This is a genomic window from Sphingomonas sp. Tas61C01 (genome assembly GCF_052567495.1).
In genome coordinates, this window is record NZ_CP199583.1 from 1,264,369 (window position 1) to 1,289,746 (window position 25,378).

Here is a 25,378-nt window from a genome sequence, read left to right on the forward strand (position 1 = left end):
CCTGCGGCGATCAACGCGTTTCATCTTGCAACGCTCCACCACCGGTCGCAAAGCAGGCACAAACCCAAGGTTCGAACCGGGTCCGGAGAGACGCGCATGAAAAGCCATCTGCAACATTATATCGACGGCCAGTGGATCGACAGCGACGGCGGCACCCGCCACCACGTCATCGATCCTTCCACCGAACAGCCGGTGACCGAGATCATGCTCGGCAGCGCCGCCGATGTCGACAAGGCGGTCGCCGCCGCCCGCAAGGCGTTCGTCGGCTTCTCGCAGACCAGCGTCGCCGATCGCGTCGCGCTGCTCGAACGCATCATCGAGGAGTACAAGGCCCGCATCCCCGATCTCGCCAAGGCGACGTCGGAGGAGATGGGCGCGCCGGTCGGCTTCGCGACGATGGCGCAGGCGCCCGCCGGGCTCGGCTATTTCATGGGCACGCTGAAGGCGCTGCAGGAATTCACGTTCGAGGAGACCGTCGGCAAGGCGCGGGTCGTGCACGAGTCGCTCGGCGTCGTCGCGATGATCACCCCGTGGAACTGGCCGCTCAACCAAATCTGCGCGAAGGTCGCCCCCGCGATCGCCGCGGGCGACACCATGATCCTTAAACCGTCCGAGGAGGCGCCGTCGAACGCGATCATTCTCGCCGAGATCCTCGACAAGGCGGGCGTCCCCGCGGGCGTCTTCAACCTGGTCAATGGCGACGGACCCGGGGTCGGCGCCGCGCTGTCGAGCCACAAGGGCGTCGACATGGTCAGCTTCACCGGATCGACCCGTGCCGGCATCGCGGTGGCGCAGGCCGCCGCGGCGACGGTTAAGAGGGTCCACCAGGAACTCGGCGGCAAGGCGCCCAATCTGGTGCTCGAGGGCGCCGATCTGGCCACGGTGCTGCCGCCGACCGTGCAGGGGGTGCTCGCCAATTCGGGCCAGAGCTGCATCGCCCCGACCCGCTTGCTGGTGCACGCCAGTCAGGCCGGCGAGGCGACGAACGTGGTCCGCACGATCATGGAAGCCGTGCAGGTCGGCGATCCAGCGGAGATGGGCGCCCATATCGGCCCGGTCGTCAACAAGGCGCAGTTCGACAAGATCCAGGACCTTATCCAGTCCGCGATCGACGAAGGCGCGACGCTCGTCACCGGCGGCACCGGCCGTCCCGACGGCCGCAACAGCGGCTATTACGTCAAGCCGACGCTGTTCGCCGACGTCACCCCGGCGATGCGCATCTGGCGCGAGGAAACCTTCGGCCCGGTCGCGACGATCACCACCTATGACGGCGAGGAACAGGCGGTCGAGCTTGCCAACGACACCGACTATGGCCTTTCCGCGACGATCTCGGGCGATCCCGCCGCGGCCGCCAAGGTCGCACCCCGCCTGCGCGCCGGCATGGTCACGATCAACGCCTGGAGCGGCGGCGGCGGCACGCCGTTCGGCGGCTACAAGCAATCGGGCAATGGTCGCGAAGGCGGCAAATACGGGCTGGCGGACTTTATGGAACTGAAAGCGATCATCGGCGGGCCAGTTTGATTTGAGGTGGAGGTGGACGCCGCCACCCCCCTACCGCCCCGGCGGAGGCCGGGGCCCAGATAGACAGGCTGCTATAACTGCAGGCTGCGCGCTGTTACCTTCTAACCCCTGCTGGGCCCCGGCCTCCGCCGGGGTGGTAATGCAATCAGCCAAACGCGCTCCCCCTCAATAATCCCGCGAAACCCGTACGTTCGCGCTCTGCCGCCCCAGCGTCGAGATGCTCGACAGCAACGACAGCCACCGCGTCACCTGAAACTCGATCTGCGTCGCGCTATACCCCTGCCCGTCGGTCACGATCTCCGCATACAATCGCCGCGTCACGTATTTGCCCGCCGCGATCGAGGTGCCCTGCCCGGTCTGCGGATCCGCCGGCAGGATCCGCAACCGGTCCAGCCCCGCCGCGCGCCGCACGGCGTTGATCGGGTTGATGCCGTTGCCGCCGTCCTGCAATGCCGCGACCGCCGCCGCCAACTGCAGCGCCTCGGGTGCCGACAGATTGGTGATCGAGGTCCCGAACAACAGTCGCGACAGCAGCTCGTCCTGCGGCAGCGCCGGAACGCTGGCGAAGTTGATCTCGGGCTTCTGCGCATTGCCGGTCACCCGGATCGTCGCGTTGAGCCCGGTCGAATCCGCATTCGCCTCGATGTCCAGCGCCGGGTTGGCAGGCACCTCCCCGGCGAACCGGATGATCCCGCGCGCCAGCTGGAATTCGCGCCCCGCGAACTCGTAATTGCCGCGGATCATCGTCGCGCGCCCGGTGATCGCCGGATTGTCCGGCGCGCCGGCGATCTGGAGGTCCGCGGTCCATTCGCTCGACAGCCCGAGCCCGCTCACCGTCACCCGGTTCGGCGCGCGGGCGTGAATCGCGAGCGTCCACGGCGTCGCCGGCGTGTCCTCCTCGTCGCCGCCCTCGGGCAGGTTGATCTCGCGGACGTTGAGCTGCGGCAGCGCCGCCGCCGCAGCCGCCTGCCCCAACCGATACCGGCTGCGATCCAGCACCACGTCCCCCGCGATCCGCCCGCCGCGCCCGTCGGAGGTGAAGGAGAGCGGCCCGGTCACCGTCGCCGCGATGTCGTCGCGGTTGATCATCACCGCCTTGTCGGCCTGCAACGTCAGGTCGAGCCCCAGTCCGTTCGCCGCGGCGAAATCGAAGCTGCCGCTGCCGGTCACCCGACCGCCCTTGCCCGCCGCCGCGGCGAAGCGGTCGATCCGCAGCCGCGATCCGGCGAACCGGCCGCTCGCCTGCACGTCGGTCAGCACCGTGCCGGTCGTCGCACTCTCGATCCGCGCGCCGTTCGCCTGCACCACGCCGCGAATCACCGGCGCCGAGATCCGGCCCGACACGTCGGCCCCGATCGATACGGGCCCGGAAAGGTCGAACAGCTCGACCCCGGTCAGCCGCCACAGCGAATCCGCCGGCCCAGCATAGCGTAGCTGCGCGATCAGCGGCGCATCGGCGATGCGCGTCGCAAGGTCGCCGTTGCCGAGCGGCGTGATCAACGCCTGCGCGCGCCCGATCGTCTTGCCCCCCGACGCCATCACCGCGCGCACCCCGAGCCGGTCCGCCGCGAGCACGCCCGCGACGCCGACATCGATCGGCCGCGACGACAGCACCAGCCCGGCGCGGCTCAGGCCCCGAACGGTGACGTCGACCCGCCCGGTCGGTCTGCCGCCTGCGACCGTGGCATAGGTCATCTTGCCTGACGCGGTGCCGCCCAGCCCCAGCCCTGGATAGCCGATGTCGAGGATCGCGAGCGGCATCGCGGTCAGCGACGCATCGATCGCCGCGCCGGCATCGGACCAGCGGCCGCCGACCTGCGCGGTGCCGCCGGCGAAGCTCAAACGCGTCGGCGCCAGCGCCCAGCCGTCGGAGCCGTCGCGGGTGATCACCGCCGGGGTCAGCAACTTGATTGGCCGCCGGTCGAGCGTCCCCTCCGCATTGGCGACATAGCGGTCGGCATAGACCTGGGTCACGGTCTGCACCGAGAAGGCGCGCCCGCGCGATCCCGCAATCGAGGCGCGTACCTCGCCGATCCCGCCGCGCAGCCGCGCCGTGCCCGCGAACCGCGCGAGGCTCAGCCGCCCCTGCCGGACCCCCTGCCCGTTCGCGCTCGCCTCGATCGAGGTGCCCGCGGGATCCAGCAGCGCGACCAGATCGAGCTGCCCCCGCCGCAGCGTCGCCCGGCCCAGCGTCGCGCCCCGCGCGGTCAGATGGGCCTCGATCCGCTGCACCGTGCCGACCGGGCGGAACAGCAACACGCCCCCGACCCCGCCGCCGGCCACCGTCAGCTTGCCCTCGAACCCGCCGTCGACGATCGCGAGGTCGCCCGATGCACGCGTGCCGCTGACCGCCAGATCGGCCACCGCGATCGTCCCGCCGGCGCCGCGCGGCAACAGGATCTCGCCATTGGTCGTGAAGGGCCCGAGCCGCGATCCGCCCGCGGCGCGGAACGCGAACCCCCGCGGCGTCGGGTCGAGGTGCGCGCGCACCTGCGACAGGCCCATCGCCGCATTGGGCGCTGCGAACACCAGGTCGAGCGTCGGCTTCTCGATCCGCCCGTCGAGCACCAGCGTCACCGGCCCATATTGCGCCTGCCGCCCGCCGCCTTCGAAATGGAAGCTGCCGTCGCGCCGCCGGTAGCCCGCCCCGCGCAACGCGATCTGCGGCGCGGTCAGCACCAGGTTGGTGAAGTGCAGGATCCCGTCGGGCGTGCGCTCCAGATTGGCGGTAACGCGCGGCAGCCCGCCCGCCAGACTGCGGAAGAAGGCATTGTCGAGCCGCACCATCTGCGCGCTGCCCTGCCCGATCACGCGGGTGCCGCGGCGGTTTGGGCCGGGCACCACCCGCAGCGTCGATTTGACATCGACGATGCCGAGCCCGGGAATCAGATAGCGCCCCAGCGCGCCGTTGATGCCGACCTGGAACTCGCCGGTCTTCAGGTCGAGCGTCAGGTTGATCTGCCCGCTGAGCTTGTCCGATCGCAGCCGCAGCGCGTCCCCGGTCACCAGCCGCGACGTCACGCGCAGCACGCCATCGACGCTCAGCCCGCGCAGGATCCCGCCCGCGACGTCGCCGACGCCGGTCACCCGTGCCGCGGTAAAGCGCGCGGGCACGATCACCGGCGGCGCGGACAGCCGCCCGCGTCCGACCAGATGGGCGTCCTCGAAGCCGGTATTGTCGAACGCCATCCGCGCCGCGTCGATCCGATAGTCGAACCGGGCCGTCCCGAAGCCACCGTCGAGGATCGAGCGCAGCCGCATGTCGCGCCCGGTCATGTTGCCGAACAGCGCGGGCGGGCGCAGCAGCCGCAGGTCGACGCGCACGTTGCGATAGGCGCTCGTCGCCAGGTCGATCGCTCCCGTCGCGGTCGCCGCCACCGCGTCCGACCGCAGCGATACCGTGCCGTCGAGCCGCCGGTCCGCGAAACCCGCGCTGCCGTTCACCAGCACGCGCCGCGCGGTCAGCCGCTGCAGCTTGCCGGTCAGGTACGGCGCGGGCGCGAGCGATCCCGACAGCGTGTAGCGCCCCGCTTGCGCCGCCAGCGCGAGGTCCGCCACTCGCGCCCCCGCGATCCGCCCGACCGCCCGGCCGCGCCACTGCGCCCACCGCCCGTCGCCCGCGATGTCGAGCGTCACCGCGCGTCCGAAGCCGATGCTGCGCGCCAGCACACCGCCGGCAGCACCCCGCGCCCGTACGTCGATGTCGAAGCGGTCACGATCCGGCGCCGAATCGATTGCGACCCGCAGCGCATCGCTTCCCGCCACCGTCGCGGTCAGATCGACCAGCGCGCGCCCGGCGCGGATATCCGCCCGCCCGGCGAGCCGCGCCACCCGCTCGGTCCCGATCACCGGCTTCGCCAGCAACAGCCGGTCGATCGACACCGCGTCCAGCCGGATGTCGAAATCGGGCAGGATCGGCCCGCTCCGCGCCGTCTTCCGGGTCTTCGGCGCATGGAATAGCGTCGCTTGGCGGATCGCCAGCCGCTCGATCGACAGCTCGTTGCGGAACCAGCGAAGCGGGGCCCAGTCGAGCGCCACCGACGGCGCCTGCAGCAGCAGCCCGTCGAGATCGTACACCCGGACGTCGACCAGCCGCGTCTCGTGATAGAGCGATCCGTCGATCCGGCCCACCGTGAAGCGCAAGCCGGTCGGCGTCCGGATCGTCGCGATCCGCTCCGCGACGAAGCGGTGCCCGACGCCGGTGTCGACCGCGATCAGCGCCAGTCCGAAGATCGCCAGCAGCACCGTCAGCGCACCGAGCAGCCACCGCGCCCAAGCCCGCGTCAAAACGCTTGTCCCAGCGAAACGTAAACCGCGATCCGGCTGTCGCCCGGCTGCGGGTTCAGCGGCGTGCCGACATCGATGCGGATCGGCCCGAAATTGGAATAATATCGCACGCCCACCCCGGCGCCGAGCTGGAAGTCGGACAGCTTGGGCAGCGGCGACGTGTAGATGTTGCCGCCGTCGATGAACGGCACGATCCCGAAATTGCCGAACGCCTTCACCCGCGTCTCGATGGAGAATTCGGTCAGGCTGCGCCCGCCGATCGGGTCGTTGTTGACGTCGCGCGGCCCGATCGCCTGATAGGCATAGCCGCGCACCGACGCGCCGCCGCCCGCATAGAAGCGCCGCGACGGCGCGATCTGGTCCCGCGGTGCGCCGACGATCGTCCCGAACCGAAGCCGCCCGGCAACGACCACGCTGGTCGACACCGGCTGGTACGCGCTCGTATCCAGCTGCACCCGTGTGTAGCCGAACACCTTGCCCTGCAGCGACAGCTCGGGGCTGACCCGCCCGCCGAGCCGGAACCCGCGGGTCGGGTTCAGCAGGTCGTCAGACCCGTCATAGTTGAGCGTCGTCGGCAGCGCGCCGATGAAGAATGTCCGCCGCCGCGGCGCGCCGGTCGCCAGGATCACGTCGCGCTCGTCCGACGCCACCAGCTCGCCGCCCAGCGACCACGTCCAGGCTTTCTGGAAGAAGATGTTGGTCTGCCGCTCCAGCCCCGCCGCCAACGAGAAGGTCTTCGCATCATAGGCGGTCCGCTGGGTATGCGCCGCCGCGACCTGCATCGTCAGCACCCGGTCGCGCCCGTGGAAATTGCTGCGCCGATAGACCACGCTGCCGAGCTGTTCCTGCGTCCCGAGCACGCTGCGCAGCGTCAGCGCGCCTTCGGGCGGGAACAGGTTGCGGTGGGTCCACGATAGCTCCGCGCGCGCGCCCTCGCCCGTCCCGTAGCCGAGCTCGCCGGCAACGGTGCGCGGCGGCGCGGGCTCCAACTTCACCCCGACGTCGACGATGTCCGGAGTCGCCCCCGGCACCGCGCGCACCTCGACCGAGGACACCAGCCCGGTCTGGATCAACGCCCGTCGCAAGTCGTCGAGCGAGATCGCGTCGTACGGATCGCCCGTCGTGAATCGCGCGATCTCGCGGACGTGCCCTGCATCGAACACGCGGTTGCCCGGCAGCGCCACGATGCTCCCGAACCGGCGCAGCCCGCCCGGCGCCACCGCCAGGTCGAGCGTCGCGGTGTGCGCGGCACGATCGACCACGATCGCCGACTCGCCGACCGTCGCGAACGGAAAGCCCTCGCGCCCGATCTTCGTCGTCAGCGCTGCCTCGCCCGCGACGATCGCGTCGGCGTTGACCGGATCGTTGGCGCTGATCCCGAACGCGTCGCGGAACCCCGCCGCACGGTCGCCCGCCGCGGCCAGCCCCTTCACGGTAACGTCGGTGAAGCGGTACAACGTGCCGGGCTCCGCCGCGACGACCACCATCGGCTTGGTGCCGGGCTCGACCCGCGTCGCCACCCGCGCATCATAATAGCCCTCGCCGCGCAGCAGGGTGGTCAGCAGCTCGGCATCCTCGCGCGCCCGGCGATCGAGCTGCGCCGCATTGGCGGGGCTGCCGTCGTTGGCGTTGAGCGTCGACAGGTCGTCGAAACGCTGGCGCAGCAACGGCGTCGCGACGGCATCGATGCCTTCGATCTTCCAGCTGTAGCGCAGCTCCGCGGCACCGTCTGTCCGCGTCGTCGTCGCGGTCTCGCCGGTCGCGGCGGCGCCCAGATCGGGCCAGTCGACCCCGATGCCGGGCAGCGGCGCCAGCGGTGCGGTCGGATCGAGCGGCACCGGCTCCGAAGACGGCGCTTCCTGCTGCCCAATTGCTTGCGCAGCGATCGGATCGGCAAGAAGGAACGCGGCGGACCCACCAAGAGCGAGCCACCCTACGCAGGACACCATGCGGCCGTCCTAGGCGGTCGATTCACCGCCCGCAATCCTCCGCCCGGCGGTGATCGTACGCCCCGCCCGGGTCGGCGCCCCGGTCGGCGCCCGCGTCGGCTCAGTGCACCGTCCCGATCACGTCCTCCGACGCCAGCAGGTCGATCAGCCGGCGGGTCTGGCGCCAGCGGCAGAAATGCACGTGGTTGCCGATGTTGCGGCTGCGATCCGCGCGCACCATTGCCTCCATCGCCGCGCTCTCACCGAAACCGGCGATCAGATCGGCGGCTTCGCGGACCTGCTTCGCATCGGCGAGATATAGTTCGACCATTTGATACTCCACTGAAGTCCCCCGCCCCTTACACGTCGCGTGCCAGCACCGCCGGATCGGCGGCGAGCCGCGACGATCGATGGTAAATGCCTCTATTCGGGCGCCTTCCTGATTGTGCCACGCGTCCCATGCGGAGACGCTGGCGTCCCGGGCGGGGACATGCCACACGCAGCCATGGCCACTTCCCCCACCCCCGCCGCCGGCGGCGTCCTCATCGCCCTGGGCGCGATCGTCGGCGCCGCGGTCGGGCTCTCGATGGATCAGCCGACGCCGGGGTTTCTCATCGGCACCGCGATCGGCGTCGTGCTGGCGCTGTTGATCTGGTGGCGCGGCCGGCGCCACTCCTAAATTGCGGGGCTTCCCCTTCGCGCCGGACACTACCCAGGCAGCCACTCACCACATCCAAACGACTCCCCGTAACCACTGGATTAAACAGAAATTAACCTTTTGCCTTCAGAGGTTGTTTGGTTAATGGATCCAGGTCGGTCGCGAGCAGGGGTGTTCGTGGGTGCGCCAACGGGGGAATAAGCGATGCGGGTTCTGCTGATTGAGGACGAGCCGACCACGGCCAAGGCCATCGAATTGATGCTGACCACCGAAGGGTTCAACATCTATACTACCGATCTCGGCGAAGAGGGCCTCGATCTCGGCAAGCTGTATGATTACGACATTATCCTGCTCGATCTGAACCTGCCGGACATGCACGGCTACGACGTCCTGAAGAAGCTGCGCGTCGCGCGTGTCTCGACGCCGGTGCTGATCCTGTCGGGGATCAACGAGATGGACAGCAAGGTCCGTTCGTTCGGCTTCGGCGCCGACGATTACGTCACCAAGCCCTTCCACCGCGAAGAACTCGTCGCCCGTATCCACGCCGTGGTCCGTCGCTCGAAGGGTCATTCGCAGTCGGTCATCCGCACCGGCAAGCTCGCGGTCAATCTCGACGCCAAGACCGTCGAGGTCGACGGCAGCCGCGTCCACCTGACCGGCAAGGAATATGCGATGCTGGAGCTGCTCTCGCTCCGCAAGAGCACCACGCTCACCAAGGAAATGTTCCTCAACCACCTCTACGGCGGCATGGACGAGCCTGAGCTCAAGATCATCGACGTCTTCATCTGCAAGCTGCGCAAGAAGCTCAGCCTCGCCTGCGACGGCGAGAATTACATCGAGACCGTCTGGGGCCGCGGCTACGTGCTGCGCGAACCCGAAGAGGTCGTCCAGGTCGCCTGATCGCTTCCTTCCGGCAGAACCGGAGGCAAAGGCCGCGACGTCGGGGGGCGTCGCGGCCTTCTTTCGGTTCATGACGGTTTGGACGTCACTTCCGGTGTGTCTGCCCGAGGGCGGAAGCCCCGCACTGGGGTTCCGCCCTTTCGAGACCTCTGCGAGTCTCACCAGATTCAATCCATTCTCGTCACCCCGGACTTGATCCGGGGTCCCGCTTAGTCGTCGAAGCACCAGCCGTTGTAATTTCGGCCTCAGCGGGACCCCGGATCAAGTCCGGGGTGACGGAGTAGTGTCGCAGAGGTTCCGTCGTCGCGGAACCACAGTCCCCACCGACCGCACCGATCGGGATTGCAATGTAGGAGAAACCGCGGGACCAAAACCTCGCTGTTTCTCATCGCTATACTCCTCACCCCCTCGGACGTGCCCGCAGCCGCAGCCGCAGCTGCAAGCGCGCACGCATGATGATGAGACTCTTGTGACTTTCGCTCCCGCGTGAGCGCTACTTTCGCTCATATTCCTTCTGCCCGCCGACCCAGGTCTCTTCGACCTTGGTCGCACGCAGGTCGGTCGGCGATGCCAGCAGCGGATCGCGGTCGACGATGATGAAGTCCGCCCGCTGCCCCGGCGCCAGCCGCCCGAACTTGTCCTCCGCGAAGCCCGCATAGGCGGCCCCCCCGGTGAACGCCCACCACGCCTGCTCGCGGGTCACCGCCTCTTCCGGCCGCCACCCGCCGAACGGCTGCCCGTCGGCATCCTGCCGGGTGAACGCCGCCGCCCAGCCTGCGAACGGATCGGGCTTCTCGACCGGGAAGTCCGATCCGAAGGCGAGCGGCGTGCCCTGCCGCAGCATCGTCGCCCAGGCATAGGCGCCGGCCAACCGCGCCGCACCGAGCCGCGCCTCCGCCATCGTCCGGTCGCTGGTCTGGTGGGTCGGCTGCATCGACGCGACGATGCCGTTGCGCGCGAACCGCGGCAGATCGACCGGATCGACGATCTGGGCATGCTCGACGCGCCAGCGCCGATCGCCCTTGTAGGTCTCGGCCAATTCCTCGATCGCGCCGAGTACCTGCGCGTTGGCGCGGTCGCCGATCGCGTGCACCGCCACCTGATATCCGTCCATCGACGCGCGGCTCATCAGGTTGCGGATCACGTCGTCGCTCATGAACCCCGCCCCGCTCTGCCCGGGAGCATCGGCATAGGGCGCCTTCAGCCACGCCCCGCGCGAGCCCAGCGCGCCGTCGCCATACAGCTTGACCCCGCCCATCCGCAGCCGATCGCCGTAGAGCCACGGCGTCGGCCCCGATCCGCCGACCCGGATGGCAGTATCGACGCCGGCGGCATAGCTCATGATCCGGACCCGCAGCGCCCCGGCATCGCCGACCCGGCGAAAGGTGAGCCAGTCGTCGAGCGAGGTGCCCATGTCCGCCGCCGCGGTGACGCCGTAGCTCAGCAGGATCGACTGCGCCTTCAGAAATGCCGCGGTACGATCCTTGCCCAGCGGCTGCGGCACCACCTTCTGCACCAGATCCTGTGCCGAATCGACGAACACCCCCGAAGGCGCCGCGCCGGTTTTCTCCATCCGCCCCCCCGGCGGCGACACGCTCTTCGCATTGACCCCTGCGGCGGTCATCGCCGCGGTGTTCGCCCAGCTCGCATGCCCGTCGGCGCGCGACAGCCACACCGGGCGATCGCCGACGGCGTCGTCGAGATCGGCCGCCGTCGGGAACCGGCCCAGTCCCCAGCTCTCCTGGTTCCAGCCGCCGCCAAGGATCCAGCGCCGCTCCGGATTCGCCGCGACATAGGCGCGAATCCGCGCCTTCGCCTCGTCGAGCGACTTGGTGCCCGACAGATCGAGCTCGAGCGCGCGAAATCCTAGTTCGGCGACATGGCCGTGCGCATCGATGAATCCGGGCAGCAGCACCCTGCCCTTCATGTCCGCGCGCCAGTCGAGTTTCTCCGGCCGCTTGTCCTTCGCGGTCAGTAGGCGAACCACCTTGCCGTCCGCCGACATCAGCAAGCCGTTGAAGCGGATCACTTTCCGCTCCTTATCCAGCGTCATCCCGTTGACGTTGTCGATCAGCGCATCCGCCAGCGCAGGCGCCGGCATCATCAAGAGCATGCAAGCGAACCAACTACGAACCACCACGCGCTGCTCCCAAGCCTGCCAAGCGCCAGCGCATAAGCGGTGTTCCCCCACCGCGCCAGATGGTCTAGCGCCACCGGATGGCTACCCATCCTATAACCACCGCACCGGCCATGCCGGTCTCGATCGCCGATGTCCGCACCGCGCACGACCGCATTCGCGCATCGATCGTGCGGACGCCGACGCTGATCAGCCTGACGCTGTCGGAGATGACCGGCGCTACGGTGTATCTGAAGTTCGAGAACCTGCAGTTCACCGCAGCCTATAAGGAACGCGGCGCGCTCAACACGCTTTTGCAGCTGTCGAACGAGGCGCGTGCCAAGGGCGTGATCGCGGCATCAGCGGGCAACCACGCGCAGGGCCTCGCCTATCACGCCAACCGCCTAGGCATCCCTTCGACGATCGTGATGCCGCGCACCACCCCGACGATCAAGATCACCCAGACCGAAGGGCACGGCGCCACCGTGATCCTGGAGGGCGAGACCTTCGACGCCGCCTATGCGCATGCCCGCGTGCTGGAGGCCGAGCGCGGCTACACCTTCGTCCACCCGTTCGACGATCCGCGCGTCATCGCCGGCCAGGGTACCGTCGCGATCGAGATGCTCGAAGACGTTCCCGAAATCGACCTTTTCGTCACCCCGATCGGCGGTGGTGGGCTGATCAGCGGCATGGCCACCGTCGCGCGCGCCGCAGATCACCCGATCGAGGTCATCGGGGTCGAAGCGGAACTGTTCCCGTCGATGTACAACCGCATCAACGGCACCGACATGCCCTGCGCCGGTGACACGCTGGCGGAGGGGATCGCGGTGAAGGAGCCGGGCGGGATTACCTCGCGCATGGTCGCCGGACTGGTCGACGACATCGTCCTGGTCACCGAACGCAGCCTGGAACAGGCGGTCAGCCTGTTGCTCCAGATCGAAAAGACAGTCGTCGAGGGCGCCGGCGCCGCCGGCCTGGCCGCGCTGCTCCAGCATCCCGAGCGCTTCAAGGGGCGCACCGTCGGGGTCGTGCTGTGCGGCGGCAACATCGACACGCGGCTGCTCGCAAACGTGTTGTTGCGCGATCTCGCCCGCTCCGGGCGGCTCGCCCGGCTGCGGATCCGGTTACAGGATCAGCCCGGGGCACTGTTCAACGTCGCGCGGATCTTCGATCAGCAACGCGTCAACATCATCGAGGTCTATCATCAGCGCGTCTTCACGACGCTGCCGGCCAAGGGATTGATCACCGATATCGAGTGCGAGGCACGCGACCGGGCTCATCTCGACCGGCTGATCGCTGCCTTGCGCGAGGCAGGATATGATACGAGCCCGGTGGAGCTCGCCTGAGGCAGATAAGTCGGGGGCCGCGATCGCTCGCGGCCCCGTCGTCATTAGTTCGAGTCGGAATTGTCGTCCTTCGTCGCGGCGACCGCGACGATGGCAACGACGCCGGCTGCGATCAGCGCTGCGAAGATCGCGCCGCCGCCGCCGAGCTTGTTCTTGCCCGTGGTCGGCGTTCCGGCGCGAGCCTTGGCAACCGACAGCGAGCTCGCCGGGTTTGCGGACGATGCGGCCGATGCCATCACCGGGATCGTGCTCAGGGCCATCGCGGACACGATGCCAATCAACTTCTTGTACATAGAAACTCCCTCACTTACGTGCGCTCTCGCAACGCAGCCTGTTCATTATGGTTCCTGCTTTGCGCGCTGGCTATACGTACCTCTACCTAACGAGACGTTACCCCCACGACAAAGATCATCGCAGCACGCTTAACCCTTATAGATGGTAAACGAGCTTTTCAGTAGCGCTTATTTTATTCATAACCGTCAGGTCGTCGCGTTTGCGGCACTCGTTCGAAAGGTCGGCCGGCGGTGACTGCGCCCTTCAGATTTCCGCGCTTCTTTGTCACCAGCCCCTCGCCGTGCCCTTATCTTCCGGGTCGGCAGGAGCGAAAGGTGTTCACCGAGCTGACGGGGCCGCACGCCAGCGAGCTGAATGACGCGCTCGGGCGCATCGGTTTTCGCCGCAGCCAGCGGGTCGCCTATCGTCCGAGCTGCGCCGGCTGCGCGGCCTGCGTGTCGGTGCGGGTGGTGACGCAGGAATTCACTCCCAACGCCACCCAGCGCAAGCTCGTCAAACGCTATGACGATATCGATGTCGTCGCCTGCCGCCCCTGGGCGACCGACGAACAGTTCCAGCTCCTCCGCCGCTACCTGGCCACCCGCCACCCCGGCGGCGGCATGGCCGGGATGGACGAAGACGATTATGCCGACATGGTCGAACATTCGCCGGTCAATTCGATGATCATCGAATACCGCACGCGCTCCCGCTCGGGCGAACGCGGTAAGCTGGTCGGGGCCTGCCTCACCGATCGCCAGGCGGACGGGCTGTCGATGATCTACAGCTTCTTCGCCGCCGACGACGACAGCCGTCCGGGTCTCGGCAACTACATCATCCTCGACCACATCATGCGCGCCCGCGACGCCGGCCTGCCCTATGTCTATCTCGGCTATTGGGTGAAAGGCTCACCCCGAATGGCCTACAAGACCCGCTACCGCCCGATCGAGGTTCTGGGGCCGGAAGGCTGGCGTTTGTTGCACGACGACACGCCGCAGATCGGCGCGTTCGGATAAGAGCGGGAGCTATCGAACGGATCCGTTTGCATCCATTGCGATCCGAGCTCAACCACTCCCAACTTTCCCCGTCACCCCGGACTTGATCCGGGGTCCCGCTAAGAAGCTGGAGCTCGAGACGTTGTTTGCGATTGCGAATAGCGGGACCCCGGATCAAGTCCGGGGTGACGGAAATAGATCGCGTGCTTCCACGTCGACGCAAGTTAGCTTCGTTCCGGGAACAGCAAACAGGGTCAAGCAAGTTCGGCTCGCGCCCACGCCTCAGGAAACGACCGACACACTCACGTCGACATCCAGTTCCTCTTCGCCCTCGCCCAGCCGCGATCCCGCGACCGGCGCTGCGCCTGCGGCATCCAGCGCGGTGGCGACGCGGACATAATCTTCCTCGGGCGACCGGCCGGTACACGGATCGAACCCGACCCAGCCGACGCCGTCGACGAACGCCTCCGCCCAGCCATGCGGCGTCGGGCGATGCTCGCCGTCGATCAGCGCATAGCCCGATACGAACCGCGCCGGCGCGCCCAGCGACCGCGCCGCGACGACGAAGATATGGGCCAGATCGCGCGACGTACCGCTGTCGCGCCGGAACGCGGCACCGGCATCGAGCCCGCCGGTCGGCCGACCGAGATCATGCGCGAACCGCCGCTGGAGGGCTGTGTTGATCGACCGCAACGCCGCCGCGCGTTCCCCCCCGTGCGCCACCTCGGCGGCCCAGTCCCGGATCGCCGCGTCGCGCGGCGTCAGCGCGGTTTCGCGCAGGAACACCGCGGGCGGCAGCACCTCGGCGACGCCGTTCAGCACGCCGTGCGAGTTGCTGGTCAGCACCGCCCCCGACACCTCGATCTCGATCGCGTTCACCGGCCCTTCGACATAGAGCATCGTGACCGCGTTGCCGAAGCCGTCGCGCCCCGGCCGCATCTTCGCGTCGCAATCGATATGGATCTGCCACGTCGCCACGGTCTGGTCGTGGTGGTTCTCGGGTGTCATCCGCAACATCTGCACGAGCCGGCTCTGCGCCGTGGAGAAGCGATAGATCGTGCGATGGTCGACCGACAGCCGCATCAGTGGAACTTGAACTGGCGGCCGATGGCGCCGTGAAGTTGATCGTTTTCGCGGATGAACGCCTCCAGATACTGGTGTAGCCCCGATGCGATCACCTCGCCCGACCGCGTCCGGCCCAACCGCGCCGAGCGCATCCGCGCCATGCGGTCGGCCTCCCCATGCGTGCCCGTCCGCCTCGCCAGCAGGCCGAGCAGCTCGACCGTCTCCTCCACCGACGCGGCGAGGCTGCGCGGCAACTCGCTGCGCGCGATCAACAGGTCGATGACGTTCGCCGGGCGCAACCCATCATTGTACATCCAGCGATACGCGGTCACCGCCGACACCGTCTGTAGGATCGTGGTCCATTGATCGCGGTCGACGACGCCGCCGACCTGCTCGCCCTCCGGCAGCAGGATGTGATATTTGACGTCGAGCAGCCGTGCGGTGTTGTCCGCGCGTTCGATCGCCTGGCCGAGCCGGATGAACCAGGTCGATTGATTGCGCAGCATCCGGTGCACCGCGCCTTCGAAGCTGCGCGCCTCGTTCTTCACCGCCTCGACCAGGTTCAGCGTCGCCGAGGTGCCGTCGATGCTCGCGCGGTTCTCGAACACCAGCCAAGCGCGGTTGATCGCAGTCCACGATTCGCGCGTCAACGCAGTGCGCACCGCGCGCGCATTGTCGCGCGCCCGGCCGAGGCAGCGCGCCACCGATCCCGGGTGCGACTTGTCGAGCGTCAGGAATCGCACCACGTCGCTCTGGGTCAACGCCGCGCCGCCGGCCGAAAATGCTTCCTCGGTGTCGCTGACCGCCAGTGCCGATTGCCACGCCGCCTCGCCCGCCGGCCGCGACGACATAACGTCGAGCCGCACCGTGGCCTCGATCAGCCGCGCAAGGAAATCGGCGCGCTCGATATAGCGACCCAGCCAGTAGAGCGACGCCGCGGTGCGCGAGAGCATCATGCCGCACCGCCCGTGCGCATGCCCTGCGACTGGCTCATCGTTCCCATCGTCTGGGTCTGGCCGGGCAGGTCGGGCATCAGCACGAAGCTGTCCTTGGTGCCGCCGCCCTGGCTGGAATTGACCACCAACGATCCCTCGCGCAGCGCCACTCGCGTAAGGCCGCCAGGTACCACCTGCACGCCCTTCGACCCGCTCAGCACGAACGGGCGGAAATCGACGTGACGCGGCGACAGCCCGCTGTCGGCAAGCGTCGGGACGGTCGAAAGCGCCAAGGTCGGCTGCGCGATATAGCGGTGCGGCTCGGCGATCAGCGCGGCGCGGAAATCCTCGATCTCCTGTTTCGATGCGGTCGGCCCGACCAGCATGCCGTAGCCGCCCGATCCGTCGACCAGCTTCACCACCACCCGTTCGAGATTGTCGAGCACGTACTTCAATGCTTGCGGTTCGCGGCACCGCCAGGTCTCGACGTTCGGCAGCTTGGGCTCGCCCCCCGAATAATATCGCACGATCTCCGGCATGTAGCTGTAGATCGCCTTGTCGTCGGCGATGCCGTTGCCGGGCGCGTTGAGGATCGCGACGTTGCCCGCCGCATAGGCCGCGATCAGGCCCGGCACCCCCAATGCGGAATCGGGCCGGAACACCAGCGGATCGAGGAAGTCGTCGTCGATCCGGCGATAGATCACGTCGACCTTCACCCGTCCGCCGATCGTCCGCATCCAGACGAAGTCCTCGTCGACGACCAGATCCGCCGCCTCGACCAGCTCGACGCCCATCGAATCGGCCAGGAAGCTGTGCTCGTAATAGGCCGAGTTATAGTGGCCCGGCGTCAGCACCACGCAGGTCGCGCCCGATCCGGATCCGTGCGGCGCCACCGACTTCATCGTCTCCAGCAGCCGGTCGGGATAGCTGTCGACCGCCGCCACCCGGAACTCGCGGAACAGCTCGGGGCACAGCCGCAGCATCGCCTCGCGGTTTTCGAGCATATAGCTGACCCCGGACGGCGTCCGCGCATTGTCCTCCAGCACGTAGAACTCGTCGGGCCCGGTCCGCACCAGATCGATCCCGCAGATATGCGCCCAGATCCCGTGCGGCGGGCGGATGCCCGCGATCTCGGGCCGGAACTGCGCGTTGCCGAGCACCAGATCCTCGGGAAGAATCCCGTCCTTCAGGATCCGGCGTTCGCCGTAGACGTCCTCGAGAAATGCGTTAATCGCGTCGACGCGCTGCACAAGCCCTTCAGACAACCGCGCCCATTCATCGGCCAGGAAAACCCGCGGCACGATGTCGAAGGGGATGATCCGCTCGCTCGCCTCGCTTTCGCCGTACACCGCGAAGGTGATCCCCAGCTGGCGGAAGGTCGTCTCCGCCGCCTCCTGCCGCCGCCGCAATTCCGCGTCGGGGGTCTCGTCGAGCCAGCGTCCCAGCGCGGCGAGTTCGTCGCGCGCGGTGGTCGAGCCGATCTGGCCCATGATCTCGTCGAAAGCGGGGGTCTTCTCCATCCTCGGCTAAAGTCCTGCTCGGTGTGCAAGTTCCATGCTGCCCGGCTTTGCTGCGCCGCACAAGGAACCATGCGAACAAAGCTCAGGTGCCGAGCTTCTCGAGCATGCCGGGGGTCAGGATCTGCGGCAGGACCACCGGATCGGCCGCGCCGGGCGCATAATAGAGGTACAGCGGCACCCCCGCGCGGTTGTGCGCCTGGATGAACTTGCCCATCGCGGCGTCGCCATCGGTCCAGTCGCCCAGCAGCACCGCCACCTTGTTGCGCGCGAAGGCGTCGCGGACCCCCTGCGTCTCGATCGCCGCCTTCTCGTTGACCTTGCAGGTCAGGCACCAATCCGCGGTAAAATAGACGAACACCGGCGTCCGCGCCGCGCGCAACGCGGCGAGGCGCTGCTCCGCGAACGGCTCCGCCCCCGCCTCGCGCGTTTGCGCCCCGGGCGCGGCACGCCGAATCGTCGCCGCCCCCACGACGAACGACGCGAGGATCAGCGCGCCCAGCACGACGCCGATCGCCAGCCCCTTGCGCTGGCGCCGCCCCGCCGCCCACAGCAGCAGCCCGAGCAGCAGCGCCGCGAGCAGCCCTTGCGTCATCCCGTCGATCCCCGCCTGCCGCCCCAGCACCCAGGCGAGCGCCAGCGCGGTCAGCCACATCGGGATGCTCAGCGCGTGGCGGAACGTCTCCATCCACAGGCCCGGCCTGGGCAGCCGCCGTCGCAGCGCGGGAACGAAGCCGATCAGCAGGAACGGCAGGGCGAGCCCCAGCCCCAGCCCGGCGAAGATCGCGAGCGCCGCGAACCACGGCAGCACCAGCGCCGCGCCCAGCGCCGCGCCCATGAACGGCCCGGTACACGGCGTCGCCACGAATGCCGCCAGCGCCCCGGTCGCGAACGCGCCACTCGCCCCGCCTTCGCCCGCGAAGCGCGGCATCGGCACCTCGAACAACCCCGCCAGGTTGAGCGCGATCGCCACCGACAACAACAGCAGCACGACGATCGCACGCGGATCCTGCAACTGGAACGCCCAGCCGACGGTCGATCCGCCCGCGCGCAGCCCGAGGATCACCGCACCTAGCCCTAGACACACCAGCACCACGCCCGCGGTATAAGCCAGCGCCTCGCGCCGCGCGTCGCGTTCGCTGCCGCCGCTCCGCGCCAGGCTCAGCGCCTTCAGGCTGAGGATCGGGAACACGCACGGCATCACGTTGAGGATCAACCCGCCGAGCAGCGCCCCGAGGAACGCGAGCAGCGTCGCCGCGGCCGCACCGCCATCCACCGGCGCCGCCACCACCGCGCCGGGCACTGCGCGGACCGCCAGCCCCTGCGCCGGCCCGATCCGCAGCACCCCCTCGATCGTCCCCACGGGCTTGCCCCTGGTCGCGATCGTGAGGGCGTCGCCGCTCCGCGTCACCGTCTGCGCCGCGGCATAGTCGATCGCGCCGGTGGTCACCGGGAAGAAATAGGCCTGCGCCGCCGTAGCCGCGGCCGGATACGGCACCGCGATCGTCACCGCCCCGTCTCTCGCCGCGTAGCGCGCCACCGCATCGAGCGGCTTCGGGATCGCTCGTCGCCAGCGGTCGAACGAGGCGGCGGATGTCGCGGTGCCGTCGCCGACGGTCAGCGCTAGCGACAGCATCTGCTGCTCGGGCACGCAGATCTTGTCGGTGCAGACGAGATAGCTGATCGCCACCGACAGCGGCAGCTTGGTTCCCGCCGCCAACCCCGCCGGCACCCGCATCGTCACCAGCGGCGCATAGGGCCGCTCGTAGACATAGTTCATCAGCCCGGCGATCGACAGCGTCGTCGGCACCGGCCAATCCACCGCGCCGACGCTCGCGCCCTTCGGTAACGTCCAGGTCAGCGTCGCCGGAAAGCCCGCGTCCCCCGGGTTGCGCCAATAACCGTGCCACCCCGTCTCCGGGATCGTCTCGATCGCCAGCGTCACCGGCGCGCCGGCACGCGGCGCGTCGCTTTCCGCCACCAGCCGCATCGCGAGGTGACGCGCGGGTGCCGGTTGCGCCCACACCGGCGTCGCCGATGCGAGCAGCAACGTGATCACGGCGCACAATAGCACGCGCATTCTTGCGATGGTCATTAACGGGAGCCATAGCGACTGCCTCGCTGCAATGCATCAGGGGATACCCCAATGAAGTCGCTCGCCGCCGCCCTGCTGCTCGCAGCCGCCGCACCTGCCCTGGCCCAGAGCGAGGCGCCCACGGCGCCCGCACCGGCCGCGCCAACTCCCGCGGCTCCGCCGCGGCTGATCGTCGCGATCTCGGTCGATCAGTTCTCCGCCGACCTGTTCCAGCAATATCGCAACCGCTTCGCCGGCGGCTTCGCGCGGCTGCTGTCGGGCGGCGTCTTCCCCTCCGCCTATCAGGGCCATGCCGCGACAGAGACCTGCCCCGGCCATTCGACCATCCTCACGGGCATGCGCCCGGCGCACACCGGCATCGTCGCCAACAACTGGATCGACCAGCGCGTCGGCCGCAGCGACAAGATCGTCTATTGTTCGGAGGACGAGAATGTCGTCGGCACCACCCACGAAAGCTACACCGTCTCCGATAAGCATCTGAAGGTGCCGACGCTCGGCGAGATGATGAAGGCCGCCAACCCCGCAACCCGGGTCGTCTCGGTCGCGGGCAAGGATCGAGCCGCGGTGATGATGGGCGGGCACAAGGTCGACGAGCTCTGGTGGTGGGACGGCAAGACCTATGTCTCCTACGCCGGCCGCGCCGAGCCGCGCGCGGTGACCCGCGGCAAGGCGGTCGTCGCCGCGTTGGTCGGACGGCCTCAGGCGGCGCTGCCGTTGCCGACCTGGTGCAAGCCGCTCGATCGACCGATCCAGGTCGGCGGCCAGACGCTCGGCCAGGGCCGGTTCGAACGCGCGGCCGGCGACCTGAAGGCGTTCCGCGCCTCCCCCGCCGCCGACGCCGCGGTGCTGTCGATCGCTGCGGGCCTGATCCAGGACATGAAGCTCGGCCAGGGCGCGCAGCCCGACATCATTGCGATCGGCGCCTCGGCCACCGACTATATCGGTCATGCGAACGGCACCCAGGGCACCGAGATGTGCATCCAGATGGATCAGCTCGATCAGGCGCTCGAGTCGTTCTTCGCGACCCTCGACGGCTGGGGCATCGACTATGAAGTGGTGCTGACCGCCGATCATGGCGCGCACGACATGACCGAGCGCCAGCAACAGCGCGCGATGCCGATGGAGGCACACGTCGCCCCGATCGCGCAGATCGAGGCGGTCGGCGCGCTCGTCGCCGCCAAGCTGAAGCTGACCGACGCCCCGCTGATCGGCGCGGAGGGCGACGTCTATATCGACGACAAGCTGCCCGCGGCGACCCGCGCCAAGGTGCTGGCAGAGGCGCAGCGCATCTACCAGGCGATGCCCCAGGTCGCCGCCGCCTTCCCCCGCGCGCAGATCGCCGCCACCGCGATGCCGACCACCCCGCCCGAGACCTGGACGCTGATCGAGCGCGCCCGCGCCTCGTTCGATCCAAACCGGTCGGGCGACCTGCTGGTGCTGCTGAAACCGCGCGTTACGACGATCGAGACCCCCGCGCCCGGCTATGTCGAGACGCATGGCAGCCCCTGGGACTATGACCGCCGCGTGCCGCTACTGTTCTGGCGCAAGGGTATGACGCCGTTCGAACAGCCACTGTCGGTGGAGACGGTCGACATCGTCCCGACCCTCGCCGCCACGATCGGCCTGCCGGTCAGCGGCCTCGATGGCCGCTGCCTCGATCTCGATCCCGGCCCCGCGACCACGTGCCCGAACTGAGCAACCCGTCTCCCAATCAAGCGATGACCTACCACTTCCGTCACCCCGGACCTGATCCGGGGTGACGCTAGAATAAGGAAGAATTAGCGGGATCCCAGATCAAGTCCGGGATGACGGATGATGGGCTTCCCATCAAACCGTAAAGCTCTCCCCGCACCCGCACGCGCCCTTGGCGTTGGGGTTGGCGAAGACGAAGCCCGCCGCGAAATCGTCCTCGACCCAGTCCATCGTCGATCCGATCAGGTACAGGATCGACGCACCGTCGACGAACAACACCCCGCCCGGCGTCTCGATCCGCTCGTCGAACGGCTTGGCATCGGCGACGTAATCGACCGAATAGGCCAGCCCCGAACACCCGCGGCGCGGGGTCGACAGCTTGACCCCGATCGAGCCCTCCGGCGCTCGCGCCATCAGGTCGGCGATGCGGGCATGTGCCGAGGGCGTCAGGTTGAGCGCCGAGGGGCGTTCGCGCAGCGTCGTCGCCATCACAGCATCCCCAGTTCGAGCTTCGCGTCGTCCGACATCTTCTGCGGGTCCCACGGCGGATCCCAGACCAGATTGACGTCCGCGATCGCGATGCCGGGCACCGAACTCACCCGCAGCTCGACCTCGGCGGGCATCGACTCGGCGACCGGGCAATTCGGCGTGGTCAGCGTCATCATCACCGTCGCGTGCCCCTCGTCGGACACCTCGACTCCGTAGATCAGTCCGAGATCGTAGATGTTCACCGGGATCTCAGGGTCGAAGATCTCCTTCAGCGCATCGATCACGCTCTCGTACAGCGCCCCGCCCGGCTCGCCCGCCGAGTCGCCTTGCGGCTTCTGCGCCAGAAATCCCTCGAGATAGTCGCGCTTGCGCTCGAAGGTGTCCGCCGCCGTTTCGACGCGCGCCTTCGGCGGTGCGTCGACTGCTGCCACTTCTTCCACGCGGAATGCGTCGCTCATTCGTCGGTCCTACCCAAAAATCCGTGTCACGCGATCGATGCCGCGAACCAGCGCATCGACATCGGCGGGGCCGTTATAGACCCCGAAGCTCGCCCGCGCGGTCGCATCGATACCGAGCATCTCCATCAGCGGCTGCGCGCAATGATGCCCGGCCCTCACCGCGACGCGCTCTTCGTCCAAGATGGTGCCGATATCGTGGGGATGAACCCCTTGGATCGTGAAACTGACGATCCCCGCCGAATCCTCTGGCCCGTAGAGTCGCACCGAATTGACCGTCGACAGCGCCGCTCGCGTCCGTGCGACCAGCGCAGTCTCGTGCGCGTGGATCCGCGCCAGCCCGATCCCCTCCACATAGTCGATCGCCGCGGCGAGCCCGAGTGCGCCGACGATGTGCGGGGTGCCCGCCTCGAAGCGACCGGGCGGCGGCGCGTAGGTGGTCTTGGCGAAGCTCACCCGGTCGATCATCGCGCCGCCACCCTGATAGGGCGGCATCGCCTCCAGCAGCTCGGGCCGCGCCCACAGCGCGCCGATGCCGGTCGGGCCGTAGAGCTTGTGACCGGAAAACACGTAGAAGTCGCAGCCGATCGCCGCGACGTCGACCGTGATCCGCGGCACCGCCTGGCAACCGTCGAGCAGGATCTTTGCGCCCACCCCGTGCGCGATCTCGGTCGCACGCGACGCGTCGAGCACCGAACCGAGCACGTTGGAGACATGCGCCAGCGCGACCAGCTTGTGCGCCGGGGTGATCATCGCCGCCATCGCGTCGAGATCGATGCGATGATCCGCGGTCAGCGGCAGCACGTCGATCGCCGCGCCGACGCGCTGCGCCGCCATCTGCCACGGCACGATGTTCGAATGATGCTCGAGCATCGACAGCAGGATGCGGTCGCCCGGCTTAAGCTGCTCACCCGCCCAGCATTGCGCGACCAGGTTGATCGCTTCGGTCGCGCCGCGGACGAACACGATCTCGTCGGGCGTACCCGCACCGATGAAGCGGGCGACCCTGGCGCGCGCGGCTTCATAGGCGAGCGTCATGTCGGCGGATCGCTGATAGACCCCGCGGTGGACCGTGGCATAGGTCTCGCCATAGCCGCGCGCGATGGCGTCGATCACGGCCTGCGGCTTCTGCGCGGTCGCCGCGGTATCGAGATACGCCCAGCCATCCGGGATCGCCGGGAAATCACGCACCGTGTCGAGCGCCTGCTCCCCTCCCGCCTGGGGGAGAATTCGGGGAAGGGCCTGTGCAAGGACGGTCATGACGACGTGCCCCAAACAGCCGGCGCGGCAAGCGCCACGTCCAGCCACGCATCCGCATCCGCCACGAACGCCTCGCGCACCGTCTCGTCACCGATCCGGTCCAGCGAATCCGCCACGAACGCGCGAGTCAGCAGCGCCTGCGCCCGCACCCGCGAGATCCCGCGGCTCTGCATGTAGAACAACGCACGCGCATCGAGCTCGCCGACCGTCGCGCCGTGCGCGCATTTGACGTCGTCCGCGAAGATCTCGAGCTCGGGCTTGAGATTGATCGTCGCGGTCCGTTGCAGCAGCAAGCCGCGCAGGCTCTGCTCGCCATCGGTTTGCTGCGCATCGCGCGCGACCTCGACCCGCGCCGCGAGGCTGGCGGTGGAACGATCCGCAGCGACCGCGCGCCACACCTGCTTGCTTGATCCGCCGACCGAATCATGCCGCACCGTCACCGCGCATTCCTGCCGCTGGTCGTCGCGGGTCAGCAGCGCCCCGCCGAACTCCGCGAAGCCGCCCTGCCCGCTTACCGTCACCGCGCCGTCGACCCGCGTCCCCGCAGCGCCCGCACCGAGGAAGGTCGCGACCAGGCTCGCGCCAGCGCCGACCTCCGCTTCCTCGCGGAGCGACACGAATCCGCCAGCTTGCAGCATCCGCACGCTGCGCATCAGCCGTGCGCCGTCACCCAGCGCGATCCGTGTCGCGCGATTCGACCAGCCGCTGCCGACGAAGGTCTCGATCACCGTCGCCGCGGCACCGGCCGCCAGCTCGATCGCGGCAGGCACGTGATTGGCACCGCCGCTCGCGAGATGGACGACCTGCACCGGATCCTCGACGCCATCGGCGGCCATCCGAAGCGCCCAGCCCGGCCCGGTCGCATGCTGGCCCAGCGCGTGCGCGCCGCCGTCCAGCGCCTCGACCGTCACCCGCCCAAGCGTGCTGCGTTCCGCATCGAACACCCCGTCGACGAACACCAGCCGCGCGCCCGGCAGGTCGAGCCAATGGTCGTCCGCATCTGCTTCCGCATCGGACCACGGCAATTGCGCCGCCGCCGCGATCGCCTCGGGATCGGCCCAGCGCCACGATTCCTCGCGGCGAGAGGGCAGCGTCAGCGTGGTCACGCCGCGATCCCCACATAGCCTTCGGCTTCGAGCTGCTTGGCCAGCTCGGCATCCCCCGATCGCACGATCCGCCCCTCGGCAAGAACATGCACGAAGTCGGGCTGCACATAGTCGAGCAACCGCTGATAATGCGTGATGAGCAGCACCGCCTTGTCGCGCGCGCGCATGATGCGATTGATGCCGTCTCCCACGACACGCAGCGCATCGATGTCGAGCCCGCTGTCGGTCTCGTCGAGGATCGCGAACGTCGGCGCGACGATCCCCATCTGCACCATCTCGTTGCGCTTCTTTTCGCCACCCGAAAACCCGACATTGACGGGTCGCTTGAGCATGTCGTGGTCCATCGCCAGCAGGTCCGCCTGCGCGCGCGCCAGCTTCAGGAACTCCGCCCCCGACAGCGGCTTCTCGCCGCGCTGCGTCCGCTGCGCGTTCAGCGCCTCGCGCAGGAACTGGACGTTGCTGACGCCAGGGATCTCGACCGGATATTGAAACCCGAGGAACACCCCCGCCGCGGCACGCTCGTGCGGATCGAGTGCGAGCAGGTCCTGCCCTTCGAACGTCACCGACCCTGCAGTAACCTCGTACCCCGGCCGCCCGCCGAGCACATAGCCCAGCGTCGACTTGCCCGCACCGTTCGGCCCCATGATCGCATGGACCTCACCGGCATTGACGGTAAGCGACAGCCCGCGGAGGATTTCCTTGCCATCGATCTCGGCGTGAATGTTGTCAATCTTGAGCATCGT

General features: G+C 68.5%; 20 protein-coding genes. 6 read left to right on the forward strand and 14 right to left on the reverse strand.

Annotated features, from left to right (window positions below; genetic code table 11):
- The first annotated feature begins 96 nt into the window (after window positions 1–96).
- On the forward strand, window positions 97–1,521 hold the full coding sequence (locus ACT009_RS06025; protein WP_445193435.1) for an aldehyde dehydrogenase family protein: 1,425 nt from the start codon (window positions 97–99) through the stop codon (window positions 1,519–1,521).
- Between the two features lie 165 nt (window positions 1,522–1,686).
- Here ACT009_RS06025 and ACT009_RS06030 read toward each other — a convergent pair whose 3' ends face one another.
- The 3 genes from ACT009_RS06030 to ACT009_RS06040 all read right to left on the reverse strand — a co-directional run bounded on the left by ACT009_RS06030 (window position 1,687) and on the right by ACT009_RS06040 (window position 8,067).
- Complete coding sequence (locus tag ACT009_RS06030) at window positions 1,687–5,808, reverse strand: translocation/assembly module TamB domain-containing protein (protein ID WP_445193436.1); 4,122 nt, start codon at window positions 5,806–5,808, stop codon at window positions 1,687–1,689.
- Entirely contained in the window at window positions 5,805–7,757 is a 1,953-nt protein-coding gene (locus tag ACT009_RS06035; RefSeq protein ID WP_445193437.1) for an autotransporter assembly complex protein TamA, read from the reverse strand. Before ACT009_RS06035 ends, ACT009_RS06030 begins: the two co-directional genes overlap by 4 nt.
- Window positions 7,758–7,857: 100 nt before the next feature.
- Window positions 7,858–8,067: a hypothetical protein gene (locus ACT009_RS06040; protein WP_445193438.1), complete on the reverse strand. Its 210-nt coding sequence runs from the start codon at window positions 8,065–8,067 to the stop codon at window positions 7,858–7,860.
- 174 nt (window positions 8,068–8,241) lie between these two features.
- On the opposite strand from ACT009_RS06040, the gene ACT009_RS06045 reads away from it, so the two are divergent.
- Both ACT009_RS06045 and ctrA read left to right on the forward strand, forming a co-directional pair.
- Complete coding sequence (locus ACT009_RS06045) at window positions 8,242–8,415, forward strand: hypothetical protein (RefSeq protein WP_445193439.1); 174 nt, start codon at window positions 8,242–8,244, stop codon at window positions 8,413–8,415.
- A 183-nt stretch (window positions 8,416–8,598) separates the two neighbouring features.
- Window positions 8,599–9,294 carry a response regulator transcription factor CtrA gene (gene ctrA / locus ACT009_RS06050; RefSeq protein WP_375420960.1) on the forward strand — a complete coding sequence of 232 codons (696 nt, stop codon included), beginning with the start codon at window positions 8,599–8,601 and terminating at the stop codon, window positions 9,292–9,294.
- Window positions 9,295–9,787: 493 nt separating this feature from the next.
- Here ctrA and ACT009_RS06055 read toward each other — a convergent pair whose 3' ends face one another.
- Window positions 9,788–11,407 (reverse strand): amidohydrolase, encoded by a 1,620-nt coding sequence (locus ACT009_RS06055; RefSeq protein WP_445193440.1) that lies wholly within the window; start codon window positions 11,405–11,407, stop codon window positions 9,788–9,790.
- Window positions 11,408–11,511: 104 nt separating this feature from the next.
- Between ACT009_RS06055 and ACT009_RS06060 the strand changes: the two genes are divergently transcribed.
- Complete coding sequence (locus ACT009_RS06060; protein ID WP_445193441.1) at window positions 11,512–12,756, forward strand: threonine ammonia-lyase; 1,245 nt, start codon at window positions 11,512–11,514, stop codon at window positions 12,754–12,756.
- Between the two features lie 44 nt (window positions 12,757–12,800).
- On the opposite strand, the gene ACT009_RS06065 is transcribed toward ACT009_RS06060, so the two are convergent.
- Window positions 12,801–13,016: a hypothetical protein gene (locus ACT009_RS06065; RefSeq protein ID WP_445193442.1), complete on the reverse strand. Its 216-nt coding sequence runs from the start codon at window positions 13,014–13,016 to the stop codon at window positions 12,801–12,803.
- Window positions 13,017–13,280: 264 nt separating this feature from the next.
- Here ACT009_RS06065 and ACT009_RS06070 point away from each other — a divergent pair, with 264 nt between their 5' ends.
- Entirely contained in the window at window positions 13,281–14,042 is a 762-nt protein-coding gene (locus tag ACT009_RS06070) for an arginyltransferase (RefSeq protein ID WP_445193443.1), read from the forward strand.
- A gap of 261 nt (window positions 14,043–14,303) precedes the next feature.
- On the opposite strand, the gene ACT009_RS06075 is transcribed toward ACT009_RS06070, so the two are convergent.
- From ACT009_RS06075 to ACT009_RS06090, 4 genes are all read right to left on the reverse strand, one after another.
- A complete protein-coding gene (locus tag ACT009_RS06075; protein ID WP_445193444.1) occupies window positions 14,304–15,104 on the reverse strand; it encodes a transglutaminase family protein in 801 nt (266 codons plus the stop codon).
- Window positions 15,104–16,039, reverse strand: a complete 936-nt coding sequence (locus ACT009_RS06080) for an alpha-E domain-containing protein (protein ID WP_445194030.1) — start codon at window positions 16,037–16,039, stop codon at window positions 15,104–15,106. The genes ACT009_RS06075 and ACT009_RS06080 overlap by 1 nt, the downstream gene beginning before the upstream one ends.
- Entirely contained in the window at window positions 16,039–17,541 is a 1,503-nt protein-coding gene (locus tag ACT009_RS06085) for a circularly permuted type 2 ATP-grasp protein (RefSeq protein ID WP_445193445.1), read from the reverse strand. The genes ACT009_RS06080 and ACT009_RS06085 overlap by 1 nt, the downstream gene beginning before the upstream one ends.
- An 82-nt stretch (window positions 17,542–17,623) precedes the next feature.
- Entirely contained in the window at window positions 17,624–19,618 is a 1,995-nt protein-coding gene (locus ACT009_RS06090; RefSeq protein ID WP_445193446.1) for a protein-disulfide reductase DsbD family protein, read from the reverse strand.
- Window positions 19,619–19,684: 66 nt separating this feature from the next.
- Here ACT009_RS06090 and ACT009_RS06095 point away from each other — a divergent pair, with 66 nt between their 5' ends.
- Window positions 19,685–21,328, forward strand: a complete 1,644-nt coding sequence (locus tag ACT009_RS06095) for an alkaline phosphatase family protein (protein WP_445193447.1) — start codon at window positions 19,685–19,687, stop codon at window positions 21,326–21,328.
- Window positions 21,329–21,460: 132 nt separating this feature from the next.
- Here ACT009_RS06095 and ACT009_RS06100 read toward each other — a convergent pair whose 3' ends face one another.
- Genes ACT009_RS06100 through sufC form a run of 5 tightly spaced genes read right to left on the reverse strand, consistent with a single transcriptional unit; the run spans window position 21,461 to window position 25,375 of the window.
- A complete protein-coding gene (locus ACT009_RS06100; protein WP_445193448.1) occupies window positions 21,461–21,814 on the reverse strand; it encodes a HesB/IscA family protein in 354 nt (117 codons plus the stop codon).
- Window positions 21,814–22,272, reverse strand: a complete 459-nt coding sequence (locus ACT009_RS06105) for an SUF system Fe-S cluster assembly protein (RefSeq protein WP_445193449.1) — start codon at window positions 22,270–22,272, stop codon at window positions 21,814–21,816. The genes ACT009_RS06100 and ACT009_RS06105 overlap by 1 nt, the downstream gene beginning before the upstream one ends.
- A gap of 9 nt (window positions 22,273–22,281) precedes the next feature.
- The gene (locus ACT009_RS06110) at window positions 22,282–23,529 is read right to left on the reverse strand and encodes a cysteine desulfurase (RefSeq protein WP_445193450.1); all 1,248 of its coding nucleotides are present in this window, start codon (window positions 23,527–23,529) and stop codon (window positions 22,282–22,284) included.
- Window positions 23,526–24,635 (reverse strand): SufD family Fe-S cluster assembly protein, encoded by a 1,110-nt coding sequence (locus ACT009_RS06115; RefSeq protein WP_445193451.1) that lies wholly within the window; start codon window positions 24,633–24,635, stop codon window positions 23,526–23,528. The genes ACT009_RS06110 and ACT009_RS06115 overlap by 4 nt, the downstream gene beginning before the upstream one ends.
- Complete coding sequence (gene sufC, locus ACT009_RS06120) at window positions 24,632–25,375, reverse strand: Fe-S cluster assembly ATPase SufC (RefSeq protein WP_445193452.1); 744 nt, start codon at window positions 25,373–25,375, stop codon at window positions 24,632–24,634. Before sufC ends, ACT009_RS06115 begins: the two co-directional genes overlap by 4 nt.
- Between the last annotated feature and the right edge of the window lie 3 nt (window positions 25,376–25,378).

Coding starts and splice junctions, on each gene's coding strand:
- ACT009_RS06025 (WP_445193435.1), top strand. CDS start 97: ATGAAAAGCCATCTGCAACATTATATCGACGGCCAGTGGATCGACAGC.
- ACT009_RS06035 (WP_445193437.1), bottom strand. CDS start 7,757: ATGGTGTCCTGCGTAGGGTGGCTCGCTCTTGGTGGGTCCGCCGCGTTC.
- ACT009_RS06040 (WP_445193438.1), bottom strand. CDS start 8,067: ATGGTCGAACTATATCTCGCCGATGCGAAGCAGGTCCGCGAAGCCGCC.
- ACT009_RS06045 (WP_445193439.1), top strand. CDS start 8,242: ATGGCCACTTCCCCCACCCCCGCCGCCGGCGGCGTCCTCATCGCCCTG.
- ctrA (WP_375420960.1), top strand. CDS start 8,599: ATGCGGGTTCTGCTGATTGAGGACGAGCCGACCACGGCCAAGGCCATC.
- ACT009_RS06055 (WP_445193440.1), bottom strand. CDS start 11,407: ATGCTCTTGATGATGCCGGCGCCTGCGCTGGCGGATGCGCTGATCGAC.
- ACT009_RS06060 (WP_445193441.1), top strand. CDS start 11,512: ATGGCTACCCATCCTATAACCACCGCACCGGCCATGCCGGTCTCGATC.
- ACT009_RS06065 (WP_445193442.1), bottom strand. CDS start 13,016: ATGGCCCTGAGCACGATCCCGGTGATGGCATCGGCCGCATCGTCCGCA.
- ACT009_RS06075 (WP_445193444.1), bottom strand. CDS start 15,104: ATGCGGCTGTCGGTCGACCATCGCACGATCTATCGCTTCTCCACGGCG.
- ACT009_RS06080 (WP_445194030.1), bottom strand. CDS start 16,039: ATGCTCTCGCGCACCGCGGCGTCGCTCTACTGGCTGGGTCGCTATATC.
- ACT009_RS06085 (WP_445193445.1), bottom strand. CDS start 17,541: ATGGAGAAGACCCCCGCTTTCGACGAGATCATGGGCCAGATCGGCTCG.
- ACT009_RS06090 (WP_445193446.1), bottom strand. CDS start 19,618: ATGCGCGTGCTATTGTGCGCCGTGATCACGTTGCTGCTCGCATCGGCG.
- ACT009_RS06095 (WP_445193447.1), top strand. CDS start 19,685: ATGAAGTCGCTCGCCGCCGCCCTGCTGCTCGCAGCCGCCGCACCTGCC.
- ACT009_RS06100 (WP_445193448.1), bottom strand. CDS start 21,814: ATGGCGACGACGCTGCGCGAACGCCCCTCGGCGCTCAACCTGACGCCC.
- ACT009_RS06105 (WP_445193449.1), bottom strand. CDS start 22,272: ATGAGCGACGCATTCCGCGTGGAAGAAGTGGCAGCAGTCGACGCACCG.
- ACT009_RS06110 (WP_445193450.1), bottom strand. CDS start 23,529: ATGACCGTCCTTGCACAGGCCCTTCCCCGAATTCTCCCCCAGGCGGGA.
- sufC (WP_445193452.1), bottom strand. CDS start 25,375: ATGCTCAAGATTGACAACATTCACGCCGAGATCGATGGCAAGGAAATC.